Raw genomic sequence first — 18,493 nt, forward strand, 5'->3', positions numbered from 1 at the left:
CCCTCGGTCATTGCGCGGAAACAATCAGCAATATTTGTGCCAGCGAACGCGATGTTGATTTTCATCGACTTTCTCGCGCGAAGGCCTCTCAACATCGCGCGACGCTGCAAAAATTGCCCGGCAGATTGATCCCATCGCGGGATTGCATGGAGGTCGTGCGCCTTCGTAGCCCGGATGGAGCGCAGTGCAATCCGGGGCAACTCGCGCGGGGAGCACGCGGTCCCGGATTGCGCTGCGCTCCATCCGGGCTACAGGCTCACTCGCTCTTGCCGCCGTTCAGCTTCGGCAAGGTCTCCACGATCTTCTGCTTGCCGTCGACGATCTCGGCCAGAAAGCTCGCGCGATCGATGTCGCCGTTCTGGTCCCAGCTTGCTTCCATCAGCATGCCCGGTGCCTTGTCGGGCGTCAGCGTCAGGCCTTTCATCGCCGCGCCAAACGCCTTGCTGTCGAACTTGCCGATTTTCTCGGTGACGTATTTGACGAGGTAGACCGCGGTGTAGCCCTTGATGCCGTTGTGATCGGGCAGATATTTGAAGCGCGCGGAAAACTTCTTCGCGAACTCCTGGATCGCCGGCACTGGCGCATCGGCTGAGAGACCGACATGGCCGCGCACGCCGTTGGCGGCGGGGCCGGCGAGTTCGAGCACTTTCTGGCTGAGCAGGGTCGTCTCGCCGAACAGCGGCGTCGACAGGCCCTGCCGCTTCGCCTCGATCAGGAAACGCGCGCTCTCTTCCTCGTTGGTGTAGACGAAGACGGCGTCGGCCTTGGCGCTCTTGAGCTTGATGATGTCGGAGCCGAAATCGACCTGGCCCTGCTCGGTGGAGATATCGGCCGCGACCTCGATATTACGCGCCTTCATCTCCTTCACGAAATTGTCGTGACCGCCCTTGCCGAAATCATTGTTGACCCAGACGACCGCAACATTCTTCACCTTGAGCTTGTCGTGCAGATAATTGGCGATCTTCGGCATCGAGAATTGCTGACCGAAGGCGGTGCGGAACACCCATGGATTACCCTGCGTCGTGATGTCCGCCGCCTCGGCGCCGACGATCTGCGGGATCTCGGCTTGTTGCGTCAGCGCCATGTTGACCTTGACCGAGCCGGAATAGATCGGCCCGAGCACCACATAGGGGTCCTTATCCAGAACCTTCTGCACCTGCGCGCGCGAGATGCCGGGGTTGCTCTGGGTGTCGAGATGCTCGGTCTGGATCTTGCGGCCGAGAATGCCGCTGGCGGCGTTGATCTCGTCGACCGCGAGCGCGACGCCGTCGCGCCAATTGGTGCCGGAGACGGCGCCGGGGCCGGAGAGCTCGATGACATCAGGGATGTAGACGGTACTTTGCGCGCGGGCCGCGCCCGTCGAAAGCGAAGCCGCCAAGGCGATGGCGAGCGTCCCTGCAAGTTGCCTCATGATATCCTCCCCTTGCTTTCTCTCTTATGATCCGTCGAAGCCGAGCAGCTTTGCCGGCGTTTGCCATAGCAGGCGATGCCGGTCACCCGGGTCCGGAAACAGTTTTGTCAGCACCGCGAGCAACGGCCCGTAGTCGAGCCGTTCAGCGGCGCGGAGAAACGGATAGTCCGATCCCCAGACGCAGCGATCGAGCGTGAAGGCCCCGACCAGCGCGGCGATGAACGGCCAGGTGTCCTCGTAGGGATGCGGCAGCTCGGAGAATTTGTAATAGCCGGAGAGTTTGATATGCGCGTCGCGCTCGCGGCCGATCGCGAGCAGCGCCTGGAAGGCCCTGCCGCTCACGCCTTGTGCGACCGACGGCCGTCCGCAATGGTCGAACACCAGACGCACGGGCGATTTGTCGATCAGCGGCAACAGATCGAGCAGCTGATCGTTCTCGACCTGGATCTGGAGAAACAGGCCGAGGCTTGCGACCTTCTCCAGCAGCGACGCGGTATTGCGATAATAGTCGGCGCCGTGGAACGGAACGTTGAAGGCGACGCCGACCACGCCGGCAGCTTTCAGCCGTTCGAGCTCGCGGACGTCGACGTCGTTCTCGACGACGGCGACGCCCCTGAAGCGGCCACCACCCTGCCTCAGCGTGTCGAGCAGGATACGACCATCGCTGCCATAGCCGGTGTTGGTGGCGACCACGAGCGCATGGCGGACATCGAAAGTATCGAACACGCGGATGAGCTGCGCAGCCGGCGCGATCTCCTGCCCGCTCGGCCGGTACGGCGTCTCGGCGCTGTAGGGAAAACGAACGGGATCGAGGGCGTGGATGTGGCAGTCGATCTTGGGGCCCGCCGGCAATGTCATGGCGAAAACCTCCCGTACATGTCAGAACGTGGCTTCGATGGCCTTGATCAGCTCGGGCGTCACGTCCGGCATGACACCGAACCAGGCCTTGAAGGCAAGCCGCGCCTGGTTGAGCAACAGGCCGAGCCCATTCACGGTGACGCAACCGCGCGCGCGGGCCTCGGCCAGGAACGGTGTTTCGAGCGGCGTGTAGATGAGATCGGCGGCGAGCGTTTCGGGCTTCAGCCGCGACAGGTCGATCTCCAGCGCGCTTTTGCCAACCATGCCGCGATCGGTGCAGTTGACGAGCAGCGCGACATCACTGAGCGACGCGGCGCGATCGCCCCACGCGACGGTGCTGATGGCGGAGCCGAATTCGGTCGCGATCGCCTGCGCCTTCTCGGCCGTGCGATTGGCGATACGGATCTCGCGGGCGCCGTTCTCCAGCAGCGCCACGACAACCGCGCGCGAGGCACCGCCCGCGCCGAGCAGCAGGATCGGCCCGGCATTGCCGCGCCAGTCCGGCTTGGCATCGCGCAGGCTTTGCACAAAACCGTTGCCGTCATTGTTGAAGCCGGACAGCGTACCGTCGGCCTCAACGACAATGGTGTTGACGGCGCCGATGCGCTTGGCAGTCTCGTTGACGCGGTCGAGCAGCGGCATCGCCGTCTGCTTGTGCGGCATGGTGACGTTGCAGCCGCGGAATCCGAGCGCGATCAGCCCGCCGAGTGCATCCTCGAGCTGCTCCGGTTTCACCGCGAGCGGCACATAGGCGCCGCGAATGCCGTGCGCCTTCAGCCAGTAATTGTGAATGACCGGCGAGCGCGAATGCGCGACCGGCAAGCCGATGACCCCCGCCAGCCCAAAACCATCCGCCTGCGACATGCTGCGCTTCCCGTCCCGGCCCGCACCCTTCGGCGCGCGACCATTTTATTTGGTCATTTGTCCAAGACAATTAGAGGGAATGGCTAGCCGGTGCAATGCGAATTTGGGCTCGCCCCCGGCCATCCTTCGAGAGACGCCCGCCGACGGCGGGCGCAAGGATGAGGTCGCGTTTTTGCGGCGAGATATCGGACCCTCATGGTGAGGAGCCCGCCGAAACGGGCGTCTCGAACCATGTTGGCGCTCATCCAGCTCTCCCCTGCGTGATCCGTGCTACCCTGTGACGTCCAAACCTTCAGCGAGGCATGCATGTCCAGCACTGACAAGGTTTTCGCCGGCTCGGTCCCAAAGCTCTACGACGAATATCTGGTGCCGCTGATCTTCTCCGTCTATGCCGACGACCTTGCCAGGCGCATCGCCGCGCTGTCGCCCTCGGACCTGCTCGAGATTGCCGCAGGCACCGGCGCGGTGACGCGGGCCGTCGCGGCATTGTTGCCTGCCGGCGTCCGCTATGTCGCGACCGACCTCAACGACCCCATGCTCGCGGTCGCGAAGCAGCGTCAGGGTGAAGACCCCCGCATGTCCTGGCGTCGGGCCGATGCGCTGACCCTACCATTCGACGACGACACGTTCGACGCCGTCTGTTGCCAATTCGGCGCCATGTTCTTTCCGGACCGCAGCAAAGGCTACGCCGAGGCGAAGCGGGTGTTGAAGCCTGATGGCACCTACCTGTTCAGTGTCTGGGACCGTATCGAGGACAATGTATTCGCGGATGACGCGACGATCACGCTCGGCAAGATGTTTCCCGACGATCCGCCACTCTTCATGGCGCGGACGCCGCACGGCTATCACGACAAGGCCGTCATCAGGGCAGATCTCGAACGCGCGGGCTTCACCGACATATCGATCGAAACGCTGACAGCGATGAGCCGCGGGCCTACGGCGGACTACGTGGCGGTCGCCTATTGCCAGGGAACGCCGCTGCGCGGCGAGATCGAAGCAAGGGATGCAAGCAAGCTCGAGGCTGCGACCGATGCCGTTGCGGAAGCGATCCGGACCCGCCATGGGTCCGGACCTGTCGAGGCCAAGATTCAAGCCCTGGTGATCACGGCACGATCGTAAAGGCCGGAGACCCCGCCTCGGGTCTCGCGCCTACCAAAAGCTCCGCTGCATCGGCTGCGTCGATTGATAGTACTGGTACTGGCCGGCGCGCCGGCGCGGATTGACCGGCTGCGGGTTGGGATCGCGCTGCCCAAAGAAGAAGCCGAAGCCGTTGCCGCCATTGCCCCAGCCATCGTCAGTGGCAACTTCCATCGGAGGCGCAGTCGGCTTGCGGGTGATGAACCCGCCCTGGGGATGGTTGCTCAGGACCGCGACGAACTCGGTGCGGTAATTGGTCTCAGCGCTCAGCGGCTCGTCCGAGATGATGATCGACGAGCGCGGCAATGCGGTCGGCGCGATGCGATCCCACACCTCCTGCGGGATGGTGATGCGGTCGAGCGCATCCTTGGCGGTGTCGCCGTCGTCGATGGTGACAACGCTCCAGCGCAGGCCCGTGTCGTTCTTCGCCATCGCCGTGAAAACGTGTGTGCCGAGCGGCTGGTCCGGATTGCGGATGGTGACGGGAACCTCGATGCTGGTGTCGAACACCTCGCCGCCGCCGTCCGGCGCGGGCTTGTGAGTATTTCGGCGCACGTAGAGTTTTTGCGTCGAGCGGCTGATGTAGACCGAGACCGGCTCAAGCGCGAGTTTTGCGTCGGTCGCAGCCTTCACGGCATCGGCCTTCCTGGCCGCGGCGGCCTTGGCGGCATCCTTTGTGGCGGCAACGGCGTCGCGCTTCGGCTGTGCCGCGGCCTTGGCGGCGTCCAGCTGAGTCGCCGCATCCGCGGCCTTGGTGGCGGCCTTCTGCTTCAGCTCGTCGGCCTTCGCCTTGGCCTGGTCGGTTTTGGCATTCGCAACCAATTTATCGGCATAGGCATTCTCGGAATCGGCGCGGGCCTTCTGCTGCTCGAGCTTGCGCAGCGAAGCCGGGAGCGATTGTGCGTCCTTCGCGGCCACGGCAGCAGCCTTCTTGGTCTCGACGGCCTCTCTGATGGCCTCCTCAGCCTCGCCGGAAAGTTTGTCGATGCGGCCGGGAGCCGCGGCAAGGGCCTCCTTGCTCGGCACGAACAGCGAGGGATGCGAGAAATCGACTGGGGCAGCGTCGGTCGGCGAGATGATCACCCGCATACCGATATTGGTCTTGTCGAACAGGCCCTCGGCGAAGTTGAAGGGCATGCGCACGCAGCCGTGCGACGCCGCATAGCCGGGCAGCGGTCCGCCATGCAACGCGATCCCGTTCCAGGTGATGCGCTGCATGTTCGGCATCCAGGCATCGTCGTACATGGAAGAGTGGTGGTCCTTGTCCTTCTCGATGACGGCAAAGACGCCCGCGGGCGTCTCGCGACCGGTCGTGCCGGTCGAGACCGGCGCGCGCAGGATCCAGCCCTCGGAATCGTAGAACGTGACCTGCTGGCTCTTGATCGACACGATCGCCATGATCGGCTCGCCGGCCTCGCGCTGCGCCACCGCCTCGGCGGTCTGACGCGGCTGCTTGGCCGCCATGGCGCTCGAGATCGGCGCGGTCAGTGCGAGCGCGGCTACGAACATCACAATTCCGGGAGCCCCCCAACGCCGCATCACCCCATTGGATTGCGCCGTCGTCATCAGGTCTTTCATGCCATTCCCCGGTTGCCTGTCCGCACTTGGTCAATCATCGGTCAGATTGCGATCTTTGGATTAAGAAATCGCAGCCACCATCCGTTCCGTTTCCGGCGATATTCGGTCCGTTCCGGCGACGAAACTCTCTTATACGACGGTCCGCGCGGGCGAAAGGTCGGTCCGCGGCAAGGCCGGCCTGGAACTGGCGGACGCGCGCTGCGGCAGAATGTCCGCCGTGGGAGGCCGCGAGGACGGGATGTGACCGGAATCACGGGGAATTGCGTCAGGTCGCGGCACTGTCGTCGGTAATCTCGATGAACGGCGTATTGGAGGATGAGCGGATGTCCTCAACTCTCTCGCAGATTGGACCGGCGACCATGACGGCCTCCGCCAACGGCAAGCGATAGCCGCTCGACATCAGAATGGCGCGCCCGCTCTAGGGGGCGCCAACTGCCTTGTTCGCAACCAATGTTTCGATTTCGGCATCACTTAGACCTGCTTCGTGCAGCACCTCACGCGAATGCTCGCCAAGGTGCGGCGCCATGCGGTGGATGCCAGCGGGGCTCTCGGAGAACTTCGTCGCCGGTCGCGCCTGGCGAATCCGTCCCTCGGTCGGGTGATCGATATCCGCAAACAACCCGACGGCCGCGAGGTGCGGCTGCTCGCCGATCTCGGTCAACCGGGCGAAGGCGGTGTGCGGCACGTCGAGCCGCAGCAGCAATTCCTCCCACTCCGCCGTGGTGCGGGTCGGTCCGATCTCGCTCATGCGATCGTAGACCTTGTCGATGTTCTGGGAGCGCAGCACGGGATCGCGCACGCCAAGTTGCTCGATCAGCTCTGGGCGGCCAACGGCCTCGAAGAAGGCGCACCAATTGTCGCCCGAATAAGGCAGCATCGTCAGCCAGCCGTCCTTGGTCTTCACTGGACGCCGGTTTTTCATACGCTTGTAGCCGGTCGGGCCAATCGGCGGATCGAATGCATGTCCGCCCAGCATCTCGATGCTGTTGAACCCGGCGATGGTTTCCAGCATCGGCACCTCGACCATCTGGCCTTGGCCAGTGCGCTCACGCCGGAACAAGGCCGCTGACACCGCGCCGACCATTGCCATCGCGCAAATCTTGTCGCCGACGAGGCTCGGGATGAATTCCGGCTCCTCGTCCGATCCGATCGATGATGCCAGGCCCGAAGCCGCCTGGATGATCTCGTCGAAGGCGGGGCGCGCCGCCCAGGGGCCATCCTGGCCGAAGCCGGTCGCGGCCGCGTAGATCAGCCGCGGATTGAGCTTTGCGCAATCCCCGTAGCCGAAGCCGAGCCTCGCCATCGCCGCCGGCCGCACATTGGTGACGAGCGCATCGACCGTCGGGATCAACCTGGCCAGCGCCGCCTTGCCGTCCGGATGTTTCAGGTCGAGCGCGAGGCTGCGCTTGTTGCGGTTGACCGCCATGAACTGGCCGCTCATGCCGCGGTTCCGGAACAGGCCTGTGTAGCGCCAGGTGTCGCCCGACAGCGGTTCGATCTTGATGACATCGGCGCCCCAATCGCCAAGCATCTGCGCGGCATAGGGACCGAACAGCACGCTCGTCAGATCAAGAACGCGGATGCCGCTGAGGGGGCCGGTTGGTGCCATCGTCTCTTCACTGTGGTTGGAGAAGCATTCACGGGCAGGCGGGCAGGGCCAGCGCCCTGCCCGCCTGTCACGACACATCGAGACTAGTCGCCGAGAACGTCGCCGAACAGCTCCCACGACTTTCCATTGAACCGCGCCATCTGCAGCTGGCGGATCGGCGTCACCTGCTCGGCCGAGGTGTTCAGCTTGATACCCGGCAGCAGCATCGGCAGCTCGATATCTTTGAACGACTGCGCCTGCTTCATCAAATTGGCCCGCGTAAGGTCGTTGCCGGCGCGCTGCAGCACCATCCCCATCATCTGCGCCATGGTGTAGCCGGTGACGTTGAAGATGTCGGCGGGATCAGCTCCGGAATTGTAGGTCTTCATCCATTCGCGCCAGGCCTTCATGCCGGCATCATTCTCCCAGCGCGGATCGCCGGGATCCTTCAGGAAGGCCCCGGTGACGATACCAACGGAATTCTCGAGCCCGGCGGGGGCCAGCACGGAGCCGACGGAATTCGAGACGGCGGGAACGATGATCTGCGGCTTCCAGCCGAGCTCGGCGACCTTCTTGATCGCTTGCGCCGCGAATTTCGGCGTGCACTCGTTGAAGAGAACGTCGGCGCCGGCGGCCTTGAACTTGACGATCTGGGAGTCGACCGTCGCGTCCGTCGTCTCGTATACGGCTTCTGACACGATCTGGTCGACATGCTCGCCGAGCCCCTCCTTGAAGCCGGCGAGATAGTCGCGGCCGGGATCTTCGTTCGGCGTGATCACGGCGATCTTGGCGTTGGGTTTGTTCGCCAGAATCCACTTGGCGTAGATTCGCCCCTCGGTCCGGTAGGTCGGCTGCGAACCGGTGGTCCAGGGGAAGTGCTGTGGATCATTCCAGCGGCTCGCGCCACTCGACGGGAACAGCTGCGGGATCTTTTTGACATTGAGATATTTTTGCGCCGCGATGTTCGGGCCGGTGCCGAGCATCGAGAACATCGCCAAAACTTCGTCGCTCTCGACCAGCCGGCGCGTCTGCTCGACGGTCTTGGCCGGCGAGTAGGCGTCGTCCATGCTGAGGAGCTCGATCTTGCGGCCGTTGATGCCGCCCTTCTCGTTGATCATCTTGAAATAGGCGATTTCGGCGCGGCCGATCGCCGAATAGGCCGAGGCCGGGCCCGAATAGGGCATGGTCTGGCCGAGCTTGATGCCCGTGTCGGTCGCGCCGGTGTCGTAATTTCCGGCCCCAGCAGTTGAGGCAGTGCCCAGGACGGCAAGCAGAGCGACAGCTCCGCCGATGAACTTGAATTTGTGGCCGGGCATGCGCGGCATCTCCTTCCCTGGCGGAGTGCGTCGACGCGCGGGCACACAGGCCGCCGTCAACGTCCTCCACTTCTGTTCTTGGTTGTCATCTGCCGCATCGCTCGCGATGCAGCGAGGCAGACGATACCTTGATTATCAGGCGTGAGATGTAGCTTAGAATTCAGATGCGTATGCGCAGCTTGCAGCCGTTCGATTGATGCGCGCGTCACACGGGAATGTGAGCGTCAGACTTCGAGCCATTCCTGCCGTACGGCGGCATTCGCCTTCAGCTCATCCGGCGTTCCCTCGAACACGACGCGGCCGTGGCCCATGATGTAGACGCGCTTGGAGATGCGCATCGCGATCGACAGTTTTTGCTCGACGAGGAGAATGGCGACGCCGGCCTGCGCGATCCGCGCGATGAGATCGCCGACCTGCTGCACGATCAGCGGCGCGAGACCTTCGGTGGGCTCGTCGATCATGATCAGATCGGGATCGCCCATCAGCGTCCGGCACGTCGTGAGCATCTGCTTCTCGCCGCCGGACAGCACGCCCGCGGGCGTATCGGCGCGCGCGGCGAGGTTGGGGAACATGTCGAGCATGTCCTGGAGCCGCCATTTGCCCGGACGGCGTGTATCCTTGATGCCGAGCACGAGGTTCTGGCGAACCGTCAGGCTCGGGAAGATGTCGCGATGCTCGGGAACATAGCCGAGGCCGAGGCGTGCGATCTTGTAGCTGGGCAGGCCGGCGATGTCCTTGCCCTTGAAGCGGATCGTGCCTTGCGGGGTGACCTCGCCCATGATCGCCTTGACCGTGGTGGAGCGGCCGACGCCGTTGCGCCCGAGCAGGCTCACGACCTCGCCGGCGCCGACATCGAGGTCGACACCCTGGAGGATGTGGCTCTTGCCGTAATAGGCGTGGAGATCCCTGACCTCGAGCATCAGTGCGCTTCCTCGCCGAGATAGGCTTCCTTGACCTTGGGATCGCGCCGAATCTCTTCCGGCGTGCCCGAGGCGATGATGTGGCCGTAGACCAGCACCGAGATGCGGTCGGCGAGACCGAACACGACGCTCATGTCGTGCTCGACGATCACAAGCGTCTTGCCCTCCGTTAGCCGACGGATCAGCGCCACGGCGCGCTCAGTCTCGGCGTTGCTCATGCCTGCGGTCGGCTCGTCCAGCATGACGACGGTGGCGCCGCTCGCAATGGTGATGCCGATCTCGAGCTCGCGCTGCTCGGCATAGGTCAGAAGTCCCGCCGGCACATCGCGCCGGTGCGTGAGATGGATGTCGTCGAGGATCTTGGCCGTGCGGTCCCGCACTTCGGGCAGGCTGTCGACGTTTTTCCAGAACGCGTAGCGATGCCCGGTCGCCCAAAGCACGGCGCAGCGCACGTTTTCCCACACCGTCATGCGCGCGAACACGTTGGTGACCTGGAACGAGCGCGACAGGCCGCGCCGGTTGATCTCGAACGGTCGCAGCCCGGAGATCAGATCGCCGTTCAACTTCACCTCGCCCGACGTCGGCGCGATGTGTCCGCTGATCAGGTTGAACGTCGTCGACTTGCCGGCACCGTTCGGGCCGATGATGGCGTGACGTTCACCCTTGGCGACGCTGAGATTGAGGTCACGGATGATGCCGACATTGCCGAAGCGTTTTTCGACGGCGCGGACTTCGATGGCTGCGCTCTTTTCAGATCCCGCTCCGCTCATGCCAGATACCCCCGGTCACGTGCAACCGTGGCAGCCCGATCCCATGCCTCCGTGATCCGCCGCCAGGTCAGCCGCGCGATGAAGAAGCCGCCGACAACGAGAATCGCAGCCGCGATCCATGTCACCGGCGATGTCGGACTGAAGGCGATGCCGAACAGATTGATGGGATCGCCGCCGGAGAAACGCGCGACCGTCTCGATCGTCAGGATCACGCCACAAGCCAGGGCAATCGTCGGCACGATCGCGACGAGATAGGACGGGATCACCGTCCACAGCGTCCCGGCGCGGATCAGCGGCCGATGCATCATCAACAGGCCGGCGATGCCGCCCGGCGCATACATCACGATCCCGATGAAGATGATGCCGAAATAGAGCTGCCAGGCCGTGGTGAGGTTGGTTAGCCCGAGCTGGAGATAGGTGACCAGGATCGCGCCGAGGATCGGCCCGAAGAAAAAGGCGGTGCCGCCAATGAAGGTCGAGAACAGCACGAGGCCAGACTGGATCGCACCGAGCAGCGCGGAGTTCGCGATCTCAAAATTGATCGCGGTCAGGCCGCCGGCGACGCCCGCGAAAAACCCGGCAAAGCAATAGGCGATGTAGCGGACAACGTGGGGATCGTAGCCAATGAACTGGACACGCTCCGGATTGTCGCGGACCGCGTTGCAGATCCGCCCGAGTGGCGTCCGGGTCAGCGCGTACATCGCGATGGCAGAGAGCACCAGCCAGAAGGCGATGAGATAATAGACCTGAAGCTGCGGCCCGAACGACCAGCCGAGCAATTTCGGCAGCGCGGTCCGGTCCGTGGTGATGCCGGCCTCGCCACCGAACACCGAGCGCAGGATCAGCGAGGACGAGGCCACCAGTTCACCGATGCCGAGCGAGATCATCGCGAACACGGTGCCGGCGCGCTTGGTCATCACCCAGCCGATGACGATCGCGAAGACGAGACCGCCGATGCCGCCGAACAACGGAATGAAGGGCAGCGGGATCGGCCAGCCGTGCGACACCACCGCATTCATCATGTGGCAGGCCGCAAAGCCGCCGAGGCCGTAGTGAACGGCGTGGCCGAACGACAGCAGGCCGGTCTGGCCGAGCAGGATATTGTAGGACAGCGCGAACAAGATCGCGATGCCGATCAGGCTGAAGGATGTCAGCGAGCCGCCCGACGAGAAGATCGTCGGCAGGACGATCAGCACGATGATGCCGACCAGCCAGATGCCGTAAAAGCGCAGGCCTCCGCCGCCGGGATCTACCGCCGCCTTGGAGGTCGTTTTCGTAGCCGTGGTCATGACTCGCGCGTCCCCATCAGGCCCAAGGGGCGTACGATCAGAATGATCACCAGCAGGAGATACGGAACGATCGGCGCGACCTGCGCGATCGTGACGTTCCAGATGTCGGTCAGGACGGACGGTCCCGCCGACGGATCGAGCGGCCCGAAGACGCTCGCCAGCGAGCCATCGAGCGCCACCGCGAAGGTCTGGACCAGTCCGATGACGAGCGAGGCGATGAAGGCACCCGGCAAGGAGCCGAGGCCGCCGAACACGATGACCACGAACAGGATCGGCCCGAGCGAAGCGGCCATGTCGGACTGCGTCACCAAAGCGGGACCTGCAATGACGCCGGCAAGACCGGCCAGCGCGCTGCCAACCCCGAACACGGCCATGAAGACGCGTCCGACATTATGGCCGAGATGCCCGACCATGTGGGGATGCGTCAGCGCCGCCTGCACGATGAGGCCGACCCGGGTGCGCTTGAGTACGACCAGCAGCGCGATGAAGATCACGACCGACACGGCCAGCATGAAGATCTTGTAGGCGGGATAGTTGGTCGAGAAGATCGTGAAGGCCGGGAAGTCGAGCAGAGCCGGCACGCGATAGTCGAGCGGGCTCTTGCCCCAGATCATCGAGACGATCTCTTCGATCGCGAACGCAAGGCCAAATGTCAGCAGCAGCTCGGCGACATGGCCGTGCTTGTGGGTGTTGCGCAGGCCGTAGCGCTCCACCGCCATGCCGATGGCGCCGACCAGAAGCGGCGCCAGCACGAGCGCCGGCCAGAAGCCGATCCATTTCGTGAGCTGAAATCCGAAGAAGGCGCCGAGCATGTAGAAGCTCGCATGGGCGAAGTTGAGCACGCCCATCATGCTGAAGATGACGGTCAGCCCGCTCGACAGCAGAAAGAGCAGCATGCCGAACAGCACACCGTTCAGGGTCGAAATGACAATGAGTTCAAGCACAGCGCACTCATGAATATCCGGGGCCAGATGGCCCCGGCGAACATCGCCCAATCAAGAATAGTCCGACCGCCACTGTCCCGCGACCAACACGACCGCGGGACAACGGCTGGTTTCGTGATTACGGCCGCGCCATCTTGCAGGTCGTGGGGACCATCGCCTGCGCGGTATCAACCTTGGAGACCAGATGCCAGCCCCAGCCGGTGTTTTCTTCGTCGAACGGCTCGTTCGCAGCGAGCTTGCCGAAGGAGGAGATGTAGATCGGCTGGAAGAACTGGTGGTCGTCCTTGCGCATGATGCCCTGGCCGCCATCGAGAACCTCGAACTTCAGGTCCTCAAGCGCCGCCGCGACCTTCACCGGATCGATCGAGTTCGCCTTCTCGGCTGCCACCTTGAACATCCGCATCTCGTTGACCGCACGGGGGTACCAGAGCGACAGATTGACCTTGGCGCGGAACGCCTTCTCATAGTCCATCGCATCCTTATTGCCAGAGTTGGCAAAGCCTTCGGTGATCTGGAAGACCTGATGGTCGAGGCCGGTCTGCTTGATCGCGGTCGGGCCGCCGGCGCCGCCCGCGTAGTAGGTGTACCAGTTGACCTTCAGGCCCGCATCGGCAGCGGCCTTGAGCAGCAGCGCGATGTCCTGGCCCCAATTGCCGGTGACGACGCTGTCGGCGCCGGACGCCTTGATCTTGGCGATGTAGGGCGAGAAGTCGGTGACCTTGAGCAGCGGATGCAGCTCATCGCCAACGATCTGGACGTCGGGCCGCTTCGCAGCCAACATCTTGCGCGCTTCGGTGCGCACCGACTGGCCGAACGAATAGTCCTGATTGATCAGGTAAACCTTCTTAACTGAAGGCAGGTCCTTCATATAGTTGGTGAGCGCTTCCATCTTGATGTCGGAGTTCGCGTCCCAGCGGAAATGCCAGTAGCTGCACTTCTCGTTGGTCATGCTCGGATCAACGGCGGCGTAGTTGAAGTACAGGACTTCCTTGCCGGGATTGCGCGTGTTGTTCTTGGTGACGAAGTCTTCCAGCGCGGCGCCGACGGAGGAGCCGTTGCCCTGCGTGATGTAATGGGCCCCGGCATCGATCGCCTTCTGGGCCTGCACCAGGCTCTCCTGCGGATTGGTCTTGTTGTCCAGCGGCAGAATCTCGACCTTATGGCCGAGGATGCCGCCCTTGGCGTTGATCTCGTCGGCCAGATACTGGAACGTCTTCAGACCGCCCTCGCCGACACTGGCGCCGCCGCCGGAGAGCGGATCGATATAGCCGATTTTGAGGGTGTCCTCGGCGGACGCGGCATGACCGAGCATCGGGGCAATCACGGCAATGGCCAAAGTGAGCTTGCGCATTATTTCGTTTCCTCGCTGACTATCGACTTTAGTCGATGGACTTTTTGCGCATGTTGCAGCGCAATTTCAGAGCCCTAATGAGCAGAACAAACTTTGATTTTCAAGCGCAACAGGACATGGCTCGGGCCGCCGCTATGAAATGTGATGCGGCAGTCCATCTCCTCCCTAGCATTCCGCGGCAAGGAATAGGACGTAAGCAGGAACTCGCGTGGAATCGCCGCACGTCTGCGCCCGCTAGAGGTTGCGATAGTCTGCGATCCCTGACAGGTCAGGCGTGAACCCGAGCCCCGGCTCCTCGCCAAGGACGATCGTTCCATCCGTCACGTCAGCGACGGCGCCGCAGAACAGATCGCGCAACGGATTGTCATTGGCATCAACCTCGAGCCAGCCGTCGCCGCCAATGCCCGCGAGCAGATGCGCCGAGGCAAGCAGCCCGATGCCACCACCGAGATAGTGCGGGCAGAAGGTCTTTCCCGATTTCAGAATGTCACGCGCCAGGCCGGCGCAGGCGCTGAGCCCGCCCCATTTCGCGATATCTGGCTGAACCACGCCGAGCACATTCTCCGCAACGACTTCCTTGAAGCCTTCCACGCTGGAAATGTTTTCGCCCGCGGCAATCGGCATCTTCGCGCCCGCACGCAGCTTGCGCCACTCGTCGCGCGGCCGGTCGGCGCGGATCGGCTCCTCCAGCCAGCGCAAATCGAATTGGGAGAGCCGCGGCAGCATTTCCAATGCCTGATCCACCGACCAACCCTGATTGGCGTCGGTGGCGAGCATGCCGGCACCGACGATAGCGCGCAGCGCGGAGAGGTTGGCGAGATCGGTCTCGGCACCGAACCCGACCTTCAGCTTCAACGCGCGATGGCCGCGCTCGAGTGCGGCTTCGGCCGTCTGTGCGGCACCACCGGGATTGATGCCGCTGGCATAGACCTTGATCCTGCTCGACTGCCCGCCGAGCAGCCGCCACAGCGGCAAGCGCTGCCGCCTTGCGGTGAGATCCCACAGCGCGAGATCGATACCCGAAATCGCCTGCGCGAACGGACCCGGCTCGCCGCATTGAAGTGCGAGCACCTCGGTGCCCCCAGTCAGGGCCTCGAAGGCCTCGGCGGGATCGCCGAACTTGCGTCCGACAAGAGCAGGCGCAAGCACTTCATTGACGAGCCGGGTGCGATGCTCTGCGCCTGGAGCGGGGAAGTTGGACCAGGCTTCACCCCATCCCTCGACGCCGTCCTCGTCGACAACGCGAACGAAGACGGCGGGACGGTTCAGCATCCTGCCGAACGACGTCACCACCGGCGTTGCCAGCGGATAGCGATAGCAGAACGCCTCGATCGAGCGGATGGTGAAACTGTCAGTCATATTGCAGATCCTGCGAGACCACGCGGAGCCGCTACCATCTCAGTAGGCGCGCGCGAAGTCACCCTCCTGCTTGATATCAGTGAATACCGGAAAGCGCGCCTTCCAGGGCGTACCCTTGGCCGTCGTCAGCTGATTGAGCCGTTCCAGCACATTCAGGCCATCCTTGCGCAGGCTGGCCGACACCGCCGCGCGGTCCGGGAAATTCTTCAGGACGGCGTCGAGCCAGATGGTGCGGCCCGCCAGGAAGCCGCTGGCGCCTGCAGCATAGGAGTAGTCGAGGACCCGCTCGAACTTGTCCGGCGCAGCGCCGCCCGACAGCAGCACCCAGGGGATGCTCCGCTCGCGGCAGATGTCGCCGATCGCGTCGAACTCCCTTTGCGCAGCCTTGGCTTCAGCGCCGCCATCACGGGCCGGCAGGCTGTTGGCCGCAAGCGGGCTCTCCAGCTTGAGGAGATCGACGCAATACTCCGGCTTGGCAAACTCGCGCACGCTGTCGATGACGAGGCCGGGCAGCTTGCCGGGCGATTCCACGTAGTCGGCGGTGTGATTGGCACTGCCGAGGAACGGGTAGACCAGCAGCTCCAGGACATAGGGAATGTCGTGGCGGGCGCAGTCTTCGCCGATCTCGCGCACAAAACGCTTCTGGTGCTCGTTCACGGCCGCATCGGCGTCCGGCCGGTACCAGGCCAGCACCTTGACGGCATCGCCGCCCATGGCGCGGATTTTTTCGACGCTCCAATTGGTGATCGCACGCGACTTGCGGCCGGCCGCGGTTTCCTCGACGCGATGCTCTTCCAGCGTCATGATCAGGCCGCAGCGCGGCGGCAGCAGATCGATCGCGGCGGGGACCGCGAAATTCGGGTCGAACAGCATCGAGCTGCAATGCGGCGCGAGATTCTCGACCAGGAGGCGCTTCGCCGCCGTGACGTCGGAATATTGGACCTGGTCCCGCGTGATGCCCTTTGCTTTCGCGATGGCATCGAACAAGGGCGGCCGCTGATCCAGCGCGACCATGCGAAAGTGGCCATCCGCGTCAGCAAGCCGTGCCAGGCCGCGGTTCTTTCCAATCGTTCTCATGGCGTCGTCCTCATGAATACAAGACACTCGTTGATGGTGGGGATTCCGTTGCGGCCGCCGGCGCGGCGGCATTTCATGGCGGCGGCCGCCGCCGAAAACGCCATGGCGGCGCGCACGTCGAGACCGGCGCCGATCGCCAGCGCATAGGCGCCATGAAAGACATCGCCCGCGCCTGTGGTGTCGACGACATCGACGGCGTAGGCAGCCTGCCGGTGCAGCTGGCCGTTCTCGTGCCAGCTCACGCCGCCTTCGCCGCGGGTGACAGCGATGACGCGGCAACCGAAGCGCGCGAGGGCTGCCAGAGACTCATCCTTGGCCGAACCGGCAAAGGATGCGAGCGCGGGCTCGGAGAAGATCGCGTGGTCGGTCAGCGGCAGGAGCCGCTCGAACACCTCGGCGTCGGCCACGTCGCCGTCGAGCACCGTCGCGACGCCGCGCGATCGCGCTTCCCGGAACAGCGTCGCGGCGCCCTCGACCCAGCGCGGGTCCGCCAGCACGGAGGATGCGCGCGCGACGGATTCCAGCGGAAGCCAGTCTGCGGCCTCCGGGTAGAGGCCACGGAAATTGACGATCTGTCGCTCACCAGAACTGTCGACGATGATTCCGGACACCGACGAGCGGCCGTCGGGAAACAGCCGGAAGTTATCGACATCGACGCCTTCAGCGGTGAAGGCCGATTTCATCTCATGGCCGGCGGCATCATTCCCTGCCCGCCCCCAGAACGCGACGGACGCACCGAGCTTTGCCACCGCCACGCTCGCATTGGCGGCCATGCCGCCACCAAGCGTGCCGTATTCGACAGCCTTGATCTTCTCGCTTCCACCCGCGAAGGGACGATCGACACGCCAGACCTGATCGAGCGCCGAGAGCCCGAGGCAGATCACGTGCACGGGCTTCGCCCTGGACGCGACGTTCGCGAGGGCCGAGATATCTCCAATGCCGACCGATGCGCTCACCGCAAAACCTGCCCATTGGCGTCATCGAACAGATGCGTCTTGCCCGGTTGCGGGCGTAGCGTAAGGCGGTCGCCGACCTTCGGCCGCAGCGACGGATCGACCCGCGCGATGGCAGAGACGCCGGCGAGATCGAAATGGATCAGCGTATCCGAGCCGAGCGGCTCGACCAGCTTGACGTCGATCGCGATACCATCGGCTCCATCAGCGGCAACGGCAAAGTGCTCAGGGCGGATGCCGAGCACGGCGTTACCAGCCTGACGCAGACGGTTCGCGGTTTCACCGTCCAACGGCACCGCCGTGCCGCCTTGCGAGAGGATCGCGCGCTCCTCGCGCCAGTCGACCGGAAAGAAATTCATCGCGGGCGAGCCAATGAAGCCCGCAACGAACTGGTTGGCCGGCCGCTCGTAGACCGTCTCCGGCGTGTCGTATTGCTGGATCGTGCCGCTCTGGAGCACCACGATCCGGTCGGCCATGGTCATGGCCTCGATCTGGTCGTGGGTGACGAAGACCATGGTGGTCTTCAGCTCCTGCGACAGCGCCTTGATCTCGGCACGGACCTGCCCGCGCAGCTTTGCGTCCAGATTGGACAGCGGCTCGTCGAACAGGAACGCCTTGGGATTGCGCACGATGGCACGGCCCATGGCGACGCGCTGGCGCTGTCCGCCGGAAAGCTCCTTCGGCTTGCGGTCCAGATAAGGCTCGATGTGCAGCAGGGCTGCCGCGCGCTTCACCCGCGCATCGATCTCGGCCTTCGGCGTTCCCCGCAGCTCCAGCGCAAACGACATGTTGTCGTAGACCCGCATATGCGGATAGAGCGCGTAATCCTGGAACACCATCGCGATGTCGCGCTGCGCAGCCTGAACGCCGTTGACGCGCTTGTCGCCGATATAGAGATCACCCGACGAAATCGGCTCGAGCCCGGCGATGATCCGCAGCAAGGTCGACTTGCCGCAGCCGGACGGGCCGACGAAGACGACGAATTCATGGTCCGCGATCTCCAGATTGAGATCGGGGATCACGGTGAAATTCCCGTAGCGTTTGGTGAGGTTGCGGATCGAGATCGAGGCCATGATCG

Annotated in this window: 16 protein-coding genes; 1 reads left to right on the forward strand and 15 read right to left on the reverse strand. The window is 63.9% G+C overall.

The annotated features are described in order from the left end of the window. Window positions 1-256: 256 nt before the first annotated feature. The 3 genes from ABIA96_RS27545 to ABIA96_RS27555 are packed head-to-tail and all read right to left on the reverse strand — an operon-like array spanning window position 257 to window position 3,133. Window positions 257-1,411: an ABC transporter substrate-binding protein gene (locus ABIA96_RS27545; protein ID WP_354140179.1), complete on the reverse strand. Its 1,155-nt coding sequence runs from the start codon at window positions 1,409-1,411 to the stop codon at window positions 257-259. Between the two features lie 24 nt (window positions 1,412-1,435). Beyond that, window positions 1,436-2,269: an amidohydrolase family protein gene (locus tag ABIA96_RS27550; RefSeq protein ID WP_354140180.1), complete on the reverse strand. Its 834-nt coding sequence runs from the start codon at window positions 2,267-2,269 to the stop codon at window positions 1,436-1,438. Window positions 2,270-2,290: 21 nt separating this feature from the next. Then, window positions 2,291-3,133: a shikimate dehydrogenase gene (locus ABIA96_RS27555; protein ID WP_354140181.1), complete on the reverse strand. Its 843-nt coding sequence runs from the start codon at window positions 3,131-3,133 to the stop codon at window positions 2,291-2,293. A gap of 306 nt (window positions 3,134-3,439) precedes the next feature. On the opposite strand from ABIA96_RS27555, the gene ABIA96_RS27560 reads away from it, so the two are divergent. Then, window positions 3,440-4,252: a class I SAM-dependent methyltransferase gene (locus tag ABIA96_RS27560; RefSeq protein WP_354140182.1), complete on the forward strand. Its 813-nt coding sequence runs from the start codon at window positions 3,440-3,442 to the stop codon at window positions 4,250-4,252. A 30-nt stretch (window positions 4,253-4,282) separates the two neighbouring features. Here ABIA96_RS27560 and ABIA96_RS27565 read toward each other — a convergent pair whose 3' ends face one another. From ABIA96_RS27565 to ABIA96_RS27620, 12 genes are all read right to left on the reverse strand, one after another. Next, window positions 4,283-5,848, reverse strand: coding sequence for a L,D-transpeptidase (locus ABIA96_RS27565; protein WP_354140183.1), 1,566 nt, complete (start codon window positions 5,846-5,848; stop codon window positions 4,283-4,285). A 418-nt stretch (window positions 5,849-6,266) separates the two neighbouring features. Further along, window positions 6,267-7,457 (reverse strand): CaiB/BaiF CoA transferase family protein, encoded by a 1,191-nt coding sequence (locus ABIA96_RS27570; RefSeq protein WP_354140184.1) that lies wholly within the window; start codon window positions 7,455-7,457, stop codon window positions 6,267-6,269. A gap of 83 nt (window positions 7,458-7,540) precedes the next feature. Further along, window positions 7,541-8,752 (reverse strand): ABC transporter substrate-binding protein, encoded by a 1,212-nt coding sequence (locus tag ABIA96_RS27575; RefSeq protein WP_354140185.1) that lies wholly within the window; start codon window positions 8,750-8,752, stop codon window positions 7,541-7,543. Between the two features lie 224 nt (window positions 8,753-8,976). Continuing rightward, the gene (locus ABIA96_RS27580; protein ID WP_354140186.1) at window positions 8,977-9,672 is read right to left on the reverse strand and encodes an ABC transporter ATP-binding protein; all 696 of its coding nucleotides are present in this window, start codon (window positions 9,670-9,672) and stop codon (window positions 8,977-8,979) included. Next, window positions 9,672-10,442, reverse strand: a complete 771-nt coding sequence (locus ABIA96_RS27585; protein WP_354140187.1) for an ABC transporter ATP-binding protein — start codon at window positions 10,440-10,442, stop codon at window positions 9,672-9,674. The genes ABIA96_RS27580 and ABIA96_RS27585 overlap by 1 nt, the downstream gene beginning before the upstream one ends. Continuing rightward, the gene (locus tag ABIA96_RS27590; protein WP_354140188.1) at window positions 10,439-11,731 is read right to left on the reverse strand and encodes a branched-chain amino acid ABC transporter permease; all 1,293 of its coding nucleotides are present in this window, start codon (window positions 11,729-11,731) and stop codon (window positions 10,439-10,441) included. The genes ABIA96_RS27585 and ABIA96_RS27590 overlap by 4 nt, the downstream gene beginning before the upstream one ends. Beyond that, the gene (locus ABIA96_RS27595) at window positions 11,728-12,675 is read right to left on the reverse strand and encodes a branched-chain amino acid ABC transporter permease (RefSeq protein ID WP_354140189.1); all 948 of its coding nucleotides are present in this window, start codon (window positions 12,673-12,675) and stop codon (window positions 11,728-11,730) included. The genes ABIA96_RS27590 and ABIA96_RS27595 overlap by 4 nt, the downstream gene beginning before the upstream one ends. Window positions 12,676-12,793: 118 nt before the next feature. Then, window positions 12,794-14,026 (reverse strand): branched-chain amino acid ABC transporter substrate-binding protein, encoded by a 1,233-nt coding sequence (locus tag ABIA96_RS27600; protein ID WP_354140190.1) that lies wholly within the window; start codon window positions 14,024-14,026, stop codon window positions 12,794-12,796. 234 nt (window positions 14,027-14,260) lie between these two features. Further along, the gene (locus ABIA96_RS27605) at window positions 14,261-15,385 is read right to left on the reverse strand and encodes a mandelate racemase/muconate lactonizing enzyme family protein (RefSeq protein ID WP_354140191.1); all 1,125 of its coding nucleotides are present in this window, start codon (window positions 15,383-15,385) and stop codon (window positions 14,261-14,263) included. Window positions 15,386-15,424: 39 nt separating this feature from the next. Further along, entirely contained in the window at window positions 15,425-16,462 is a 1,038-nt protein-coding gene (locus tag ABIA96_RS27610; RefSeq protein WP_354140192.1) for a tagatose 1,6-diphosphate aldolase, read from the reverse strand. Then, the gene (locus ABIA96_RS27615) at window positions 16,459-17,418 is read right to left on the reverse strand and encodes a sugar kinase (RefSeq protein WP_354140193.1); all 960 of its coding nucleotides are present in this window, start codon (window positions 17,416-17,418) and stop codon (window positions 16,459-16,461) included. The genes ABIA96_RS27610 and ABIA96_RS27615 overlap by 4 nt, the downstream gene beginning before the upstream one ends. Beyond that, a complete protein-coding gene (locus ABIA96_RS27620; protein ID WP_354140194.1) occupies window positions 17,415-18,488 on the reverse strand; it encodes an ABC transporter ATP-binding protein in 1,074 nt (357 codons plus the stop codon). The genes ABIA96_RS27615 and ABIA96_RS27620 overlap by 4 nt, the downstream gene beginning before the upstream one ends. Window positions 18,489-18,493 lie beyond the last annotated feature (5 nt).

The organism is Bradyrhizobium sp. LB11.1 (assembly GCF_040549385.1).
In the GTDB taxonomy this organism is placed as follows: Bacteria; Pseudomonadota; Alphaproteobacteria; order Rhizobiales; family Xanthobacteraceae; genus Bradyrhizobium.

Coding starts and splice junctions, on each gene's coding strand:
- ABIA96_RS27545 (WP_354140179.1), bottom strand. CDS start 1,411: ATGAGGCAACTTGCAGGGACGCTCGCCATCGCCTTGGCGGCTTCGCTT.
- ABIA96_RS27555 (WP_354140181.1), bottom strand. CDS start 3,133: ATGTCGCAGGCGGATGGTTTTGGGCTGGCGGGGGTCATCGGCTTGCCG.
- ABIA96_RS27590 (WP_354140188.1), bottom strand. CDS start 11,731: ATGACCACGGCTACGAAAACGACCTCCAAGGCGGCGGTAGATCCCGGC.
- ABIA96_RS27610 (WP_354140192.1), bottom strand. CDS start 16,462: ATGAGAACGATTGGAAAGAACCGCGGCCTGGCACGGCTTGCTGACGCG.
- ABIA96_RS27550 (WP_354140180.1), bottom strand. CDS start 2,269: ATGACATTGCCGGCGGGCCCCAAGATCGACTGCCACATCCACGCCCTC.
- ABIA96_RS27570 (WP_354140184.1), bottom strand. CDS start 7,457: ATGGCACCAACCGGCCCCCTCAGCGGCATCCGCGTTCTTGATCTGACG.
- ABIA96_RS27600 (WP_354140190.1), bottom strand. CDS start 14,026: ATGCGCAAGCTCACTTTGGCCATTGCCGTGATTGCCCCGATGCTCGGT.
- ABIA96_RS27585 (WP_354140187.1), bottom strand. CDS start 10,442: ATGAGCGGAGCGGGATCTGAAAAGAGCGCAGCCATCGAAGTCCGCGCC.
- ABIA96_RS27575 (WP_354140185.1), bottom strand. CDS start 8,752: ATGCCCGGCCACAAATTCAAGTTCATCGGCGGAGCTGTCGCTCTGCTT.
- ABIA96_RS27580 (WP_354140186.1), bottom strand. CDS start 9,672: ATGCTCGAGGTCAGGGATCTCCACGCCTATTACGGCAAGAGCCACATC.
- ABIA96_RS27605 (WP_354140191.1), bottom strand. CDS start 15,385: ATGACTGACAGTTTCACCATCCGCTCGATCGAGGCGTTCTGCTATCGC.
- ABIA96_RS27620 (WP_354140194.1), bottom strand. CDS start 18,488: ATGGCCTCGATCTCGATCCGCAACCTCACCAAACGCTACGGGAATTTC.
- ABIA96_RS27560 (WP_354140182.1), top strand. CDS start 3,440: ATGTCCAGCACTGACAAGGTTTTCGCCGGCTCGGTCCCAAAGCTCTAC.
- ABIA96_RS27565 (WP_354140183.1), bottom strand. CDS start 5,848: ATGAAAGACCTGATGACGACGGCGCAATCCAATGGGGTGATGCGGCGT.